This window comes from Alteromonas sp. P256, assembly GCF_036864455.1.
Lineage (GTDB): Bacteria > Pseudomonadota > Gammaproteobacteria > Enterobacterales > Alteromonadaceae > Alteromonas.
On record NZ_JAZETM010000006.1, the window covers coordinates 247,383 to 260,728 of the forward strand.

Annotated in this window: 11 protein-coding genes; 7 read left to right on the top strand and 4 right to left on the bottom strand. The window is 45.3% G+C overall.

The features are described from left to right. Nucleotides 1–246 precede the first annotated feature (246 nt). Together V7R39_RS11715 and V7R39_RS11720 are read right to left on the bottom strand one after the other, a co-directional pair. Nucleotides 247–1,746, bottom strand: coding sequence for an MFS transporter (locus V7R39_RS11715; protein WP_334030838.1), 1,500 nt, complete (start codon nt 1,744–1,746; stop codon nt 247–249). 623 nt (nt 1,747–2,369) lie between these two features. Then, nucleotides 2,370–2,546, bottom strand: a complete 177-nt coding sequence (locus tag V7R39_RS11720; RefSeq protein WP_334030840.1) for a hypothetical protein — start codon at nt 2,544–2,546, stop codon at nt 2,370–2,372. A 104-nt stretch (nt 2,547–2,650) separates the two neighbouring features. Here V7R39_RS11720 and V7R39_RS11725 point away from each other — a divergent pair, with 104 nt between their 5' ends. Continuing rightward, entirely contained in the window at nt 2,651–3,421 is a 771-nt protein-coding gene (locus tag V7R39_RS11725) for a sulfite exporter TauE/SafE family protein (protein WP_334030842.1), read from the top strand. A gap of 97 nt (nt 3,422–3,518) precedes the next feature. Here V7R39_RS11725 and V7R39_RS11730 read toward each other — a convergent pair whose 3' ends face one another. Together V7R39_RS11730 and V7R39_RS11735 are read right to left on the bottom strand one after the other, a co-directional pair. Next, nucleotides 3,519–4,400: a TonB-dependent receptor gene (locus tag V7R39_RS11730; protein ID WP_334030844.1), complete on the bottom strand. Its 882-nt coding sequence runs from the start codon at nt 4,398–4,400 to the stop codon at nt 3,519–3,521. Nucleotides 4,401–4,486: 86 nt separating this feature from the next. Then, complete coding sequence (locus V7R39_RS11735; protein WP_334030895.1) at nt 4,487–5,875, bottom strand: sigma-54 interaction domain-containing protein; 1,389 nt, start codon at nt 5,873–5,875, stop codon at nt 4,487–4,489. A gap of 211 nt (nt 5,876–6,086) precedes the next feature. On the opposite strand from V7R39_RS11735, the gene V7R39_RS11740 reads away from it, so the two are divergent. The 6 genes from V7R39_RS11740 (at nt 6,087) to V7R39_RS11765 (ending at nt 13,305) form a co-directional block, all read left to right on the top strand. Beyond that, nucleotides 6,087–6,752, top strand: coding sequence for a Tll0287-like domain-containing protein (locus tag V7R39_RS11740; RefSeq protein WP_334030846.1), 666 nt, complete (start codon nt 6,087–6,089; stop codon nt 6,750–6,752). A gap of 257 nt (nt 6,753–7,009) precedes the next feature. Next, complete coding sequence (locus V7R39_RS11745; protein ID WP_334030847.1) at nt 7,010–8,590, top strand: cytochrome ubiquinol oxidase subunit I; 1,581 nt, start codon at nt 7,010–7,012, stop codon at nt 8,588–8,590. Further along, nucleotides 8,587–9,720, top strand: coding sequence for a cytochrome d ubiquinol oxidase subunit II (gene cydB / locus V7R39_RS11750; protein WP_334030848.1), 1,134 nt, complete (start codon nt 8,587–8,589; stop codon nt 9,718–9,720). The genes V7R39_RS11745 and cydB overlap by 4 nt, the downstream gene beginning before the upstream one ends. A gap of 10 nt (nt 9,721–9,730) precedes the next feature. Continuing rightward, a complete protein-coding gene (gene cydX, locus V7R39_RS11755; RefSeq protein WP_032097673.1) occupies nt 9,731–9,844 on the top strand; it encodes a cytochrome bd-I oxidase subunit CydX in 114 nt (37 codons plus the stop codon). Between the two features lie 355 nt (nt 9,845–10,199). Beyond that, nucleotides 10,200–11,738, top strand: coding sequence for an ATP-binding cassette domain-containing protein (locus V7R39_RS11760; protein WP_334030852.1), 1,539 nt, complete (start codon nt 10,200–10,202; stop codon nt 11,736–11,738). 1 nt (nt 11,739) lies between these two features. Beyond that, nucleotides 11,740–13,305: an ATP-binding cassette domain-containing protein gene (locus V7R39_RS11765; protein ID WP_334030854.1), complete on the top strand. Its 1,566-nt coding sequence runs from the start codon at nt 11,740–11,742 to the stop codon at nt 13,303–13,305. Nucleotides 13,306–13,346 lie beyond the last annotated feature (41 nt).

The following is a 13,346-nucleotide window of genomic DNA, read 5'->3' on the forward strand; positions in this document are numbered from 1 at the left end:
GCTAAAAAATAGAAAAAAAAGAGAGAGGATAAAAAAGGAAAGGTAGAAAAGAAAAAGGGGCGAAACGCCCCTTAAAAACACAATATCACTTGGAAAACACACACTACATAAAACCGAACACTCAACGACTTCATGTATAAGTAAGAGGGCAAAGTTAAGAAAAGGTTCCACACTTATTTAACTTTATTTCGCTAAACACATAATTGAGTCAATATTCTCTAAGGTGACGTTAAAAAAGTAACGTGCTTAATGGGCTGCTGACTGCCTTATTCTGCGAAGCGTTATTAAAATGACGCATGAAATAATTGCCATTAATATACTGGCCGCTGCAAATGGCAACGCAATGTTAACTTGATAGAGTGTTGCAGCAAGTGGTGGGCCTACAATGTATCCCATTGCCGTTGTTGCGGTGATTAAACCGGTAATTGATGACTGTTGCGACGGCGAGCAATAGGTTGTCGCTGCTGCAGCAAGTGAGGGATACGCCATGCCCATACCCACGCCCATAACAGCCATGCCTATATATGAAACAGCAAAACTCTGTTGAAAATACAAAATAAGATAGCCTAGGGACAATAAAGGAAGGGCTAAGGACATCATGATTTCTGTACTCAATCGCGCCCTTTGCACAATGGTGAACTGAGCGGTTAATGACGTGACTGCACTCATCATCATTGCAAACCCAACTAAGCGAGCGGCTTCTACAGGGCTTTTCCCATAAAAATCGATAAAGAAAAAGCCCATGGTTTGCTGCATCATTGCCATAGCTGCAAATACGCATACACAGCTTGCTACAAATACAAAGGGAACGCGGGTTGGCTTATCTTCTAAAGCGACCGTAGTCACTTTTTGTTCAGTGGAGTTTTGCGGCGGTAAAACCGGTAATTTATAAAGTACGAGGGCAAATGCCAATAGAGTAAGCACCACTATGCTATAAAGTGGGGCCAAAAGACCAAATCCAACTAGCAAGCCTGCGTAGGCCGGCCCTATGATCTGACCCACATTGCTGGCAGATGTTACTTTACTAATTGCACTAACGCGCAGTGCTGGGGCACTAATTGCCACAGCATAGCCAACTGCAGACGGTGGCGTAGCCGACATAATGGTAGACTGCAAGCTTCGGCTTATGAGTAATGCTAAAAATAAACTAATTCCGCTGATAATGCCTGAAAATCCAGCCATCCACGCACTCGCAAAAGCAAACGTTCCCGCGCTATAGCCTGCCAGACCTATAAGCAATGTACGCTTGAACCCAACACGTCGCGCTACTCTGCTCCACACATTTGTACCTATAGCAAAAATAAGTGCCGAGCTCGACATGATTGTCGCTATATGAAATTCAGATAAATTCGCTTGCCGGCCCATTGATGGCAGCGTCGCTAGCATTACACTTTGTCCTACCGAGGTGGCAAGCATGGCGCAGAACAACATTCTAAATACGACAGGAGAAGACGAAGAAGGCTGCAAAGTAGTTAACCTAAATAGAGGATACTGCAAAGAGCGTACATAATAGCATGAACTCGCTCTCGTTTTTTCGAGCAGGCAAAAAAATACCCGCCAAAGGCGGGCAAAAATCAGAGTTGTGTAAAGACCGGGATGGGTCTTGGTGGGGAGAGGGTAGTCGTCTGATGACAACTCATTGATAAAATCGATGACTTTATCAATGTCCTCGTTATGGTCCGGCTGAAGTAACACACATTCTTCAACCAGTCCAAATAGGCAACATTCCTTCGTAGCATGCGACATCAATGTCGAAACTTTCGATGAGGGTACTGACAATCTTAGTTATTTTCCGTATTAACCAAGGTTGCTGCATCCTGCTCAGTTTGCTGGTTTTATTCCAACCCAACCGCATCATCGATGAGTAATGCAACGTAAAACAATTTCCTTAAGCGGTGCTGAGTAAATTCCATTTTCCGTGGATGACGCAATCCATATATCGTGACAATCGTCTTCCATCAAAGCTCGCTATTTCGTAATATGGACTCTCCATTTCAAAAGCCTTCCTGACTTCACATTACGACTCTTGTTATCCGTTAGTCTAATATATGCTTTATTCGTGCCAAGTAGGTTTTTCGTATTTATTTTTTATAAATTATTGTTTTTATTAAGTTTGTTGTTTTTTTGGAGGGCGTTAGGTTCTGGCGGGGCAAGTTGAGTAAAATAGAGAGTGTAAATTTTTCTTAATGTTGTGTTGTTTTTTACACACGGCTTAAGCGCATATTACCTTATTCCTTCCGGTTGTTTTAGCTTGGTAGAGAGCGGCCTCTACCTTTTCAAGTATTGAAGAGGATGTTGCTTGAATTTGTAATAGGAGAAAACTTAATTGATAAAACGCACCCTAGTCTGTTTATCAAACGTCACAGTCGTTATGCCTCAAAAATATAGGTGTGTGATAGCGTTCGCTTTTTCACACACATCTTTATATCATCCTCGCTTAACCCGCTGTTTTTAAGAATTTGGCGCGCTATGGACTTAGACGGCATGGTGCTGTGCTCGTCTAATAAAGTATCAAGGGCTTTCATTACATATCTTGGCGTAGGCATGGCGTTTCACCATTTGCGTTGAACAAATTTTAAACGCCTTAGTAAGCAGATTTGATCACCCTCATGTTGGTTATGTGTTGCGGTTTTTTTAGGAGAAACCTTGTTTGAATATTTTTTATGAACTCATAACAGCAGGTGGTGCACTGAGCACTTTAAGCGCTACTTTGCTTATAGTGGCTTCATTTTTTACCTCCTTGATTACAGCATCTTTGGGAATAGGCGGTGGCGTTCTGCTATTAGCTATTCTAGCCTCAACCTTGCCATTAACTGCGCTTATTCCAGTTCATGGCTTGGTTCAGCTTGGCTCAAACGGGAATAGAGCGTTAATGACCCGCACGCATGTCGATAAGCAAATCGTCATGTACTTTAGTTTTGGTGCCTTATTAGGTGGCATTTTGGCATCATTTATTGTTGTGCAGCTTCCTTTGGTGTTTATTCAGTTTGCGGTTTCTGGGTTTATCCTTTTTATGGTGTGGGGAAAGAAACCTAAAGCGCATGAACTATCTCCCATTGGGCGCAGCATTGCAGGGTTTATTACCACAATCATCTCAATGTTTGTGGGTGCAACAGGGCCTTTAGTTGCTGCATTTGTCCATCGTAGTGTTGCCGACAAAATGCGTATTACCGCAACACTCGCAACCTGTATGACTATTCAACATGCGTTGAAAGCATTCGTTTTTCTCTTTGTGGGGTTTTCTTTCGGTCAGTGGGGCGGTGTTATTGTTGCCATGATTGCAAGTGGCGCATTAGGTACGTTTGTTGGGTTACGAATGCTCAAACGCGTGCCAAACGAAACCTTCAATTGGTTGTTCAAAGCCGTTATTACCTTACTTGCATTTAGGTTGCTATGGCAGGCGTTACAAAATTTGGCATAGCTTGAAGAAAGAGAACAAGCAGCTAATTTCCCGTTTTTTTTAACACTGCGATTCTACAAAGCGCCTCTTTACGTGAGGCGCTTTGTAATCTGCTAGATTAAAACTGATACCGCAGTGAAATTTGCCACTCTCGACCTGGGTTCGGCACAGGCTCTCCTACGGCCACAACTTCTTGCGCTACGCGATTTACGCCAGCGGTGTGAGGCGCATAAAACTTATCGAAGATATTGTTCACTTGCGTAGTTAGCTGAACCTTAGGATGCAGCTGCCATTGTGCAGAGAGGTGCAGCAGTCCATAGCCCGCTGTGTCTCTCTCATTCTGTAAGCTTGAGGTATGGCTCTGTCTTCCAACAAGTTCTGAGGTTAAGCCCAATAAGACAGGGGTGCTTAATAGCTCTGTGTCCCAGTCAAATGAGGTCATTAGGCGCTCAGGGGCTATTCTAAATAAAGCATCATCAATATCGTCGCGATTACCGTGTTGTATACTCAATACCGACTTGAGTGAAACCGTGTCCGAAAGCTGTCCGTAAACAGTAACATCGGCCCCCGTTATCACTGCGTCAGTGTTGCTCCACATAAAGGGGGCCTGCCCAGACATCATGGTGGAAAACATGTTTGCGGCCATGTTCGAAGAGGGCGAGCCGGCAATATAATTCTCTATTTCTTGATAAAATAAACGGGGTGAGATTTGCCACGATGCCGTGGTGTAATCGATGCCTATTTCAAATTGCCGTGCAGTTTCGTGTTCTAAATCAAGGTTGCCAATATAGTTAAATCCATCTGCTAGCCCGCCAGTAATACCAAGTGGAAGCCAAGTAAAACGCTCAAAAAACGTGGGCGCTCTATGTCTTCGCTTGCAAGAAGCTGTGCCTGTTGCATTGAAAACGCAGCAAGACCCAGTGCCAATGCATTTTGCATTAGCAATGATAAGCACAACAGCGTGGTAAGCGTAAAACGAATAATGATCTCGTCTCCCCAAATGTTTCGATTATCCTAGCGCTTTTTGCGGGAAGCCGTCTATAGGCAAATGATAAAACTGAGTTAGGGCTGGTTCAAAACATAAGCTTAAGAGAAAGCTCCTTTTATTTTGATATTTGTCTTTTGGAGTTTCCGATAAAGTGTTCTCACGCTTACGTCTAAGGCTTCAGCGAGTTCTTCTACACTGCCAGTATAATTACGACAAACCTGCTTTAGATAATCTGCTTCAGCGTGCTCAAGTGTCATAATATCTTCTTTTAAGAGTGCGTCTGAATTTGCGACAGCGTGTGTAGTAAATGTGCTGTCAAATAAACCGTTAATTGCACGGTTGAATGTATTATCGGTGCTGATATTCGTAGCGCTACCAGTAGGACTATCAGTAACTTCGTCAAAAATAGATTCAGGCAGGTCGTGCTCACGAATTGTTGTTTCATTCGCAAGCAGCGCTGCCTGCTCAATAATATTTTTTAACTCTCTAATATTGCCGGGAAAGGAATAAGTGGAAAGGCGGTTTAACACCGTTTTGTGAAGGCGTTTCTTCTCTGCTAGCGCCGATAAAATATGCGTAGCTAACATTGGAATGTCGTCAGGGCGCTCTCGCAGGGCCGGCAGCTGAATGGGAAACCCTGCTATTCGGTAATAAAGATCTTGTCTAAATTCGCCACGCTGAACCATTGCTTTTATGTTTTTGTGAGACGCACAAACAAGTCGGAAGTTCGCTTTTTTTACAGTCGTGCTGCCCACTGGGCGGTAGGTTTGAGTTTCGAATAAGCGCAGTAATTTCACCTGCATGGCTAATGGTACGTCACCAATTTCATCAAAAAACAATGTGCCGCCCTCAGCGGCTTCAACCAGCCCCTTTTTACTTGAAGACGCACCAGTGAAAGCGCCTTTTTCGTAACCAAAGAGCTCGCTTTCAAATAACGCATCAGACAGCCCTGTGCATTCAATCACAACAAAAGGCTTGTTGGCACGGTAACTTGCAGAGTGCAAAGCTTGTGATACAAGCTCTTTTCCCGTTCCGGTTTCACCTTGTAAAAGTACACAAATATCTGATTTTGCCGCACGGTTAATTTTGTTCAGCATGGCTTTAAACGCGTCAGACTCACCAATCATTTTACCGGGGGACGGGCTATTCGACGCAAATGTCAGCTTATCCAATATTTCCAGGTAGCCTAATAGTTCCCCCGCGCTACCGAATATTGGCCGCATGAGGATGTCGCAATAGCTTTGGCCTTCATTGGTGGCGTGAATGTGCACCGCATTCGCGGCCCTGCCTGTTTTTTTACTTTCCTGCATTGGACAGGTTTCACCGCATTCATTACATGGTTTGTTGTTTCGATGAGACACGTGATAGCAAGTGCTGAAACCTAATTTTATATCAACGGGATAGGTGTCCCGATACGGTTTATTAACGGCTTCAATAACGTAGTTAGGGCTAATAAAAATAGCAGGCTTATCAATGGCGTTAATCATGGCTTGAATAATAGAGATATTCATATCGCACTCACAAAGTACATTAGCTAATCCTAATTTATTATTCCAAATACTATCACGTTGGCACGTTGCTTGTTTATCAAACGCAGAACCTTTGCTGTTAAGGCAGCCTTTTCACCGCTGGAATACGTTGAAATAGTGCGAAAACACTGAGGAATTTAACAAACACTCAACACCTAAGGTTGGCAAGATGAATCCCTACTCATTTGACAATATCGCGACAAGTATAAGTACTAGCAAAAAAACGTCTCTGCGCAAAGCGCTTGTGATCATCAGTGCCTTCGCTTGCACTACGGTCATACTGGCCTCAGGGACGGCAAATGCAACACAGAAACCGGCTTCACCAGACCATTTAGAAGGCATTCGCATGGAAGCCAGAGGTCATGCAAAAGCCCTCGGAGGCGAGCTGAAAGCAAGGCTGCAGCAAGCAATTAAACGCGGTGGCTTAGAGGCCGGCGTAGCAGAGTGTAAACTGGTGGCAGAGCCCATAGCAAAGTCGTTAAGTAACGAGGGTTGGACAGTAGGTAGAACCGCATTAAAAGTACGAAATCCTAACAATACCGCAGATGACTGGGAACAAACCCAACTAGCTCACTTTGCTGAGCAGCTATCACAAAAACTGCCAGGCCCTTTAGAAGCAATGCATGTGGATGAGCAGACAGGAGAAGTGCGATATATGAAGGCTATTCAAACTGGCCAAGTATGCACAGCGTGCCATGGCAATAATATCGCGCCCGACGTTTACCGTACCATCAAAGACGCATACCCCAACGACGAGGCCACCGGATTTGATGTTGGAAGTTTAAGAGGTGCCTTTTCTCTTACCTATTTGCCACCCAAGCCACAAGCAGAATAGTTGCCCGCATTCATGCTCATGTTGTGTCAGATTTGTCATTTAACTGTCAAATTTGGCACTTTTGATCTCGTCAGTCACTTGCGTTAGATCAAAACCCTTCCTTTTCCTCCATGCAATAATTTTTATCACGGTATATCAGTTTGCTCGTTGCTTTTACAGCAGGTGAGATTTGCTGCTAGCTGTTAAATGCATTAAGCCAATTATTTTAACCAATGCCAGGTGCGAGCTGCGCACCTAAGATACGAGGGAGATGACCCATGAGCGATACGTTAATAGAACTATCGCGGTGGCAATTTGCGTTAACCGCAATGTTCCACTTTATATTTGTACCCCTAACCTTGGGGCTTAGCTTTTTGCTTGCCATTATGGAGTCGGTCTATGTCATGACCGGTAAAGAAATATACAAACAAATGACTCAGTTTTGGGGCAAGTTGTTTGGTATTAATTTCGCTATTGGCGTGGCGACAGGCCTTACCATGGAATTTCAGTTTGGAATGAATTGGTCATATTATTCTCATTACGTGGGTGATATTTTTGGTGCTCCCCTTGCCATCGAAGGATTAATGGCGTTTTTTCTAGAGTCGACTTTTGTAGGTCTCTTTTTCTTTGGTTGGGACAAAATGTCTAAGGTGAAACACCTTATGGCAACGTGGCTGGTAGCCATTGGCTCAAATTTCTCTGCACTGTGGATTTTAATTGCTAACGGCTGGATGCAGTACCCAGTAGGCGCAGAGTTTAACTTTGAAGCTATGCGCATGGAAATGACGAGCTTCGCTGAGGTTATTTTCAATCCTGTGGCGCAAGTTAAGTTTGTGCATACGGTTTCAGCAGGATACGTCACCGGCGCAATCTTTGTATTGGCCATCTCTAGTTACTACCTACTCAATCACAAGCATATTGCATTTGCTCGCCGCTCGTTTGCTATTGCCGCCAGCTTTGGCTTAGCAGCAACTCTGTCGGTTATCGTATTAGGTGATGAAAGCGGGTATGAACTTGGCGATGTGCAAAAAGTAAAACTTGCGGCGGTTGAAGCTGAGTATGAGACGCACCCAGCGCCTGCTCCCTTTACTGTATTTGGATTGCCTAACGACGAAAAGCAAGAGACTGAATATGCAATTCAAATCCCGTGGGCTATGGGCATTATTGCCACTCGCTCTCTCACCGAAGAAGTCACAGGGATAAAAGATCTCAAAGAACAGAATCGAGCGCGCATTTTAGAGGGCATCAAAGCTTATGAATTGCTTGATAGCGTGCGAAGCGGCACGGCAACGGAGCAAGAACTCGCCACGTTTGAAACGCACAAAGACAGTTTAGGCTATGCCATGCTGTTAGAGCCTTACGCTAACGATGTAACCAATCCGTCTGACTTAGCGTTGCAACAAGCTGTGGACTACAGTATTCCGCCTGTCGCTCCGCTGTTCTGGAGTTTCCGGTTAATGGTGGCGTCTGGTTTTATCATGTTAGCGCTGTTTATCTGTGCCTTTTACTACAGCACGAAACACCGAATTACTCAGCCCCGCTGGCTGTTGAAAGCGTCTTTGTTTAGCTTGCCTCTACCTTGGGTAGCCAGTGAAGCAGGGTGGTTTGTGGCCGAATATGGACGTCAGCCATGGTCAATTGCAGAAATATTACCCGTGCATGCCTCTGTATCTAATCTTGCTGTCAGTGATGTTGTGACCACTATGGTTGCCTACACCGCGTTTTATACTGTCATGTTTATCATCGCTTTTTACCTAATGAAGAAGTTTGCCAAAAAAGGCCCAGTACCACCTGAAGAAACGCAGAGTGAATCTGAACTCGAGCTAATTGATATCGACAATGAAGGAGCAAAAGCATGATTGATTACGAGATGCTTCGTGTGGTGTGGTGGTGCTTAGTGGGCGTGTTGCTTATTGGCTTTGCGGTTACCGATGGTTTCGATTTAGGCGTGGGTGCGCTACTCACCCTCATCGGTAAAAACGATAAAGAGCGCCGCGTTATGATCAACACCATAGGCCCTCATTGGGATGGCAATCAGGTATGGTTTATCACTGCTGGGGGCGCTATTTTTGCCGCTTGGCCCATGATTTACGCAACAGCCTTTTCGGGCTTTTATCTCGCCCTCGCGCTCACATTGATTGCACTTTGGATGCGCCCTATTGGGTTTGATTACCGCAGTAAGTTACCTAACCCTCAGTGGAGAAAAGCGTGGGATTGGGCGTTATTTGCCGGTGGCGTTATCCCTTCACTTATCTTCGGTGTCGCCTTTGGAAACCTGTTGTTAGGTGTGCCTTTTGAGATGGACAACACCTTGCGTTCAACCTACACCGGGTCTTTCTTTGGCTTGCTTACGCCTTTTGCACTTGTGGCTGGCTTATTGTCAGTAGCCATACTGCTGAATCACGGCGCTACGTGGCTGCAAATGAAAACCGATGGGTTTATTGAGGTTCGTGCGCGCGCCGTCTCTATTGTGTTGAGTTTAGTTGGGGTTGTGCTGTTCGTTCTTGCGGGTATTTGGGTAGCGTTCTTAGACGGCTTTGTGATTACCTCTGCCGTTGATACGTTAGCCACATCAAACCCGCTAAAAAAAGAGGTGGCAGTGGAAGCTGGAGCCTGGTTAAACAACTACCGCGATTATCCGCTAACCATTATAGCTCCCGTGTTGGGTGTTGTTGCTGGCCTTGCCTGTGCGTTTTTCTCTAAAAAGGGCAAAGGAGGTATGGCTTTTGTATCGAGTGCGCTTTTCATTGCGGGTGTCATCTTGACTGCTGGTGTGTCTATGTTTCCTTTTTTAATGCCTAGTATCACCATGCCGAATGCAAGCCTGACCGTTTGGGATGCTACCTCAAGTCACCTTACGTTAAACGTGATGTTTATCGTCGCATGCATCTTTGTTCCCATTGTGCTGAGTTACACAGCGTACAGCTTTTATGTCATGCGCGGTCGCATTAAAAACGACGACCTAGACCAATCTCATACTATTTATTAAGGAGACGATTATGTGGTATTTCGCTTGGATATTGGGTGTTTTGCTAGCGTGTTCGTTTGGCATTATTAATGCCATGTGGTTGGAGTCGACAGAGAATATGGACCGGCCTGAAGACGCAGACTAACCCTGTTTTAAACTGCAGAATTGTCGTTCGCAACAACCTAGCTAGTTTGGAGAAAGCAGGCGCAGCCACTTACACAATGGTGAAGGTGGCTGCACCTATTTTTGAATTAGCTTTTACGCGTGCTTTTAAATAACGTCAAACACACACAATAATATTAAACGAGCAAACAGTGACTAAAGAAAAGGTTCCCAACCGACAAACACTGACTTCCTGGTGTAGGCAGCTTGATGAGGCGCATAAGCTTGGTATGCGTACATCACAGACACGTCTGGTCGTCATCAAGTGTTTGTCGCTTTTTTCTTTGATCATTGGATTTTATTTTTTCTCTCATATCGCCCATAGCTGGGTAGTTAACATGGCTCATGGAACACACTCTCATATCATCGGTTTGGGCTTCGCTTTACTGTTTGCCTGGCTACTGCAAGGGGTGTTTAACCACAAGTCTATAGACACTAAAACCAATACATTGGCAAAGCTAGAGCGAGTCCTAACGGCGGTTTTTGCCAATCGTCAGCACGCATTGGTTCGACAGCAAACGGTGTTTTACTGGCAGTCAGTATGGCAAAAGCAATTGCACGACGTAACTGACTGGGCAGTAGAATATAGCGTGCAGCAAGCCATCGCAGTAATAGTACCGCTACTAGCGCTGGCGGTAATATTTGTTGTGAATCCGGTTATCGGCGCAGGACTGCTAGTCACTTTGCCGGTGGTGCCTTTGTTTATGATCATTGTAGGCAAAGGGGCAGCTGCACTTCATCAGAAACACTTTATAGCACTGTCGCGTCTTGGCAGTATGTTTACAGATAGACTGGCCGCACTGCCTATGTTGTCCACCTTTGAAGCTCACGAAAAGCAAACCGATTTACTCAAAGAGGCAAGTGACACTTTAAACTCACGCACCATGAAAGTGGTGAGCGTTGCGTTTTTATCAAACAGTGTACTGGATTTTTTTGCCACCTTATCTGTGGCGCTAGTCGCGGTATTCATCGGTTTTACACTGCTTAATGAGCTAAATGTTGGACCTGAAATTACTTTGCAACAGGGCCTGTGGATTCTACTTGTTGTTCCTCTACTGCTAAGTGAAATGAAAAGGTTAGGACAAATCTATCACCAAAAAGCACAGGCCGAATCTGCAATGGAAGCACTTAAACCAATTTTGGCGAGTTGCCTTTGTGATATCGAAACGAAAGGTGTTGCAGTGGACGCAACGCAAACCACTTCAGTGCATGGTGAAAGTGCCAATCGATTTTTTGCAGAAGAATTCGCGGTATTTGATGAGATAGCAGATGCAGGGCAAGGCAAGAGCGCCATAGTCAGTGCGCAAACCCTGACGCTTAATAAAGGCGACTGCATTTTACTTAGCGGTCGTTCAGGAAGCGGCAAAACCCTGCTTTTAGAAGCATTGGCAGGTCAGCGCCGTGCAACACATCGCTGTCAGTGGCCGTCAATATGGTTAACTCAGCACCCTGTTATTTTGCCTAGCAGCGTAAGAGACAACTTGTGTTTATACGACCGATACACAGACCAGCAGCTACTAGCGATGTTAGAAAAAGTTGAGCTGTCCAATTGGCTTAAGCAGCTACCCTTTGGTTTAGATACCCTAATGACCGACTACCCACTACTTTCAGGTGGCGAGGCGCAGCGTTTAAGTATAGCGAGAGCCCTACTACGCGATCGCCCATTATGGTTACTCGATGAGCCCACAGCACACCTTCCCGATGAGCAGCACCATCGAATAGCGCAACTTATCTACCGACTAACTCAGGATAAAACAGTGATATGGGCTTCACATAAAGCGCTGCCAGCCAATTGGTTTTCTGGTTTCTGGCACATCGAGCACCAACAGGTTATTGATAAAATTCCGTTGAGTCATGCTGAAAAGAAAGAGCCGTAAAATGAATAATGAAAGCAGATCTGCCTACATAACCCTAGTACTTGCTGTGCTTCACGCTACCGCCGGGCTCAGTATTTTGGTGATATCCTCATGGTTTATCGCCATCAGCGCAATTGCACCAATAGGGTTTAACTACGTCATTCCCGCCGTGGTCATTCGTGGTTTGGCGCTGCTTCGTATAGCATCGGGATATGCCAGTATGTGGGTTGGGCATAAGGATCTGTTAGGTCGAATAGCAGCCGTAAGAATGGATGTTTTTTCACAGCTACATAACTGCCAATTAGACGACAAAGCATCGTCAACGGAAGCATTAGCGCAGCACACCGAAGTGCTTGCTAGCAAATGGATAGAGTGGATTTCCCCCTTATCCAGCGTTCTATTTATTTTTAGTGTGACGTGTATAACTGCGTTATGGACGAGCCTTCCCGGTGCTATCTATCTCGTTATTTTGTACTGCGCATGGATTATTCTGCTTACCCTTCAATGGCTAAGTGCGTTAGCGATAGCGCGTGAAAACACAGAAGCAACGAGCGCATTTAGACGTGCTTCCTCACACTTTTTGGCGGCAAGTTCTATTTGGCATTTGAATAGCAAGAAGAATGTTGAAAATGCCCCAAGCGCGGCGCCTGTATGGCAGCAGCAGCTTCAGCAAAAGAGAAAGACAATACAAACAGTGTGGATATTCCAAGGTGCCGCCTTTGTACTTACGTTGTTGTTGATGGCCGGAGTATTGCCGCTTGCAGAGGTCGCCGTTTTTGCTCCCATCGCGCTTATTGTGCCCATGGTGCTATTAGCCGCGCCAGATTGGGCGTCGGCTAGCTTTAATGCGGTAGCAAATGCCGCGCAACATCAACAGAGCGGCAACGCGTTAGATAGCTTGAGCACATCGCCTATACGGCATTTGGCAGAAAAACCGGTGTTAACGTCTTTACAGCTTACGCATTTTGCGGCGAAAGGTCGCAGTACTGTGCCAGTAACCGTTAACCTACCTGCAAAGGGTGTGGTAGCGATAAACGGTGCGTCTGGCTGCGGGAAGTCATCTCTTTTGCAGGCAATAGCCGGCTTATTACCCACTACGGCTAACGGTAAGCGAAAAGTGGATGGTCACGCCTTACCCGAGGGCTTGGTAAAGCGTTGGCTATATGTAGAGCAAGACCCCATTATTTTATCTGGCAGCATTCAAATGAATTTAGACCCCGCAGGGTGTGATATTTCGCAAAAAGGCATGTGTGAATTATTATCAGCATTGGGCTTGGACACGCTTTTACCTTTAACAAATTGGGTTGGAAAGTCGGGCAGGCAACTATCTGGCGGTGAGCGAAAACGGCTTGCTTTAGCGCGAGCCGTGTTAGCCGAGCCAATCGTGTTAATGGTTGATGAGCCATTTGAAGGCCTTGATAGTAAAACCCAAGGGCTAGTTTGCAAATTACTTGAAAGAGAGGCGCAAAGTAAATTAGTTATCGTGGCTTCTCATGTGTTGCCCACTGCGCTGTCTATTGATAAGCACGTGGTGTTAGAAGAAGCAAATGTAGAAAACATAGGGTTGCACAAGCGCCAGTTGGCGTAAATTGGTTTGCTTTTTTGGCGGCCACGTAATTAGCGTTTAGT

Bases quoted from the DNA above. Each gene is read 5' to 3' on its own strand.
- V7R39_RS11740 (WP_334030846.1), top strand. From the start codon at position 6,087: ATGAATCCCTACTCATTTGACAATATCGCGACAAGTATAAGTACTAGC.
- V7R39_RS11735 (WP_334030895.1), bottom strand. From the start codon at position 5,875: ATGATTAACGCCATTGATAAGCCTGCTATTTTTATTAGCCCTAACTAC.
- V7R39_RS11715 (WP_334030838.1), bottom strand. From the start codon at position 1,746: ATGTCGCATGCTACGAAGGAATGTTGCCTATTTGGACTGGTTGAAGAA.
- V7R39_RS11765 (WP_334030854.1), top strand. From the start codon at position 11,740: ATGAATAATGAAAGCAGATCTGCCTACATAACCCTAGTACTTGCTGTG.
- cydB (WP_334030848.1), top strand. From the start codon at position 8,587: ATGATTGATTACGAGATGCTTCGTGTGGTGTGGTGGTGCTTAGTGGGC.
- V7R39_RS11745 (WP_334030847.1), top strand. From the start codon at position 7,010: ATGAGCGATACGTTAATAGAACTATCGCGGTGGCAATTTGCGTTAACC.
- V7R39_RS11760 (WP_334030852.1), top strand. From the start codon at position 10,200: ATGGCTCATGGAACACACTCTCATATCATCGGTTTGGGCTTCGCTTTA.
- cydX (WP_032097673.1), top strand. From the start codon at position 9,731: ATGTGGTATTTCGCTTGGATATTGGGTGTTTTGCTAGCGTGTTCGTTT.
- V7R39_RS11720 (WP_334030840.1), bottom strand. From the start codon at position 2,546: ATGCCTACGCCAAGATATGTAATGAAAGCCCTTGATACTTTATTAGAC.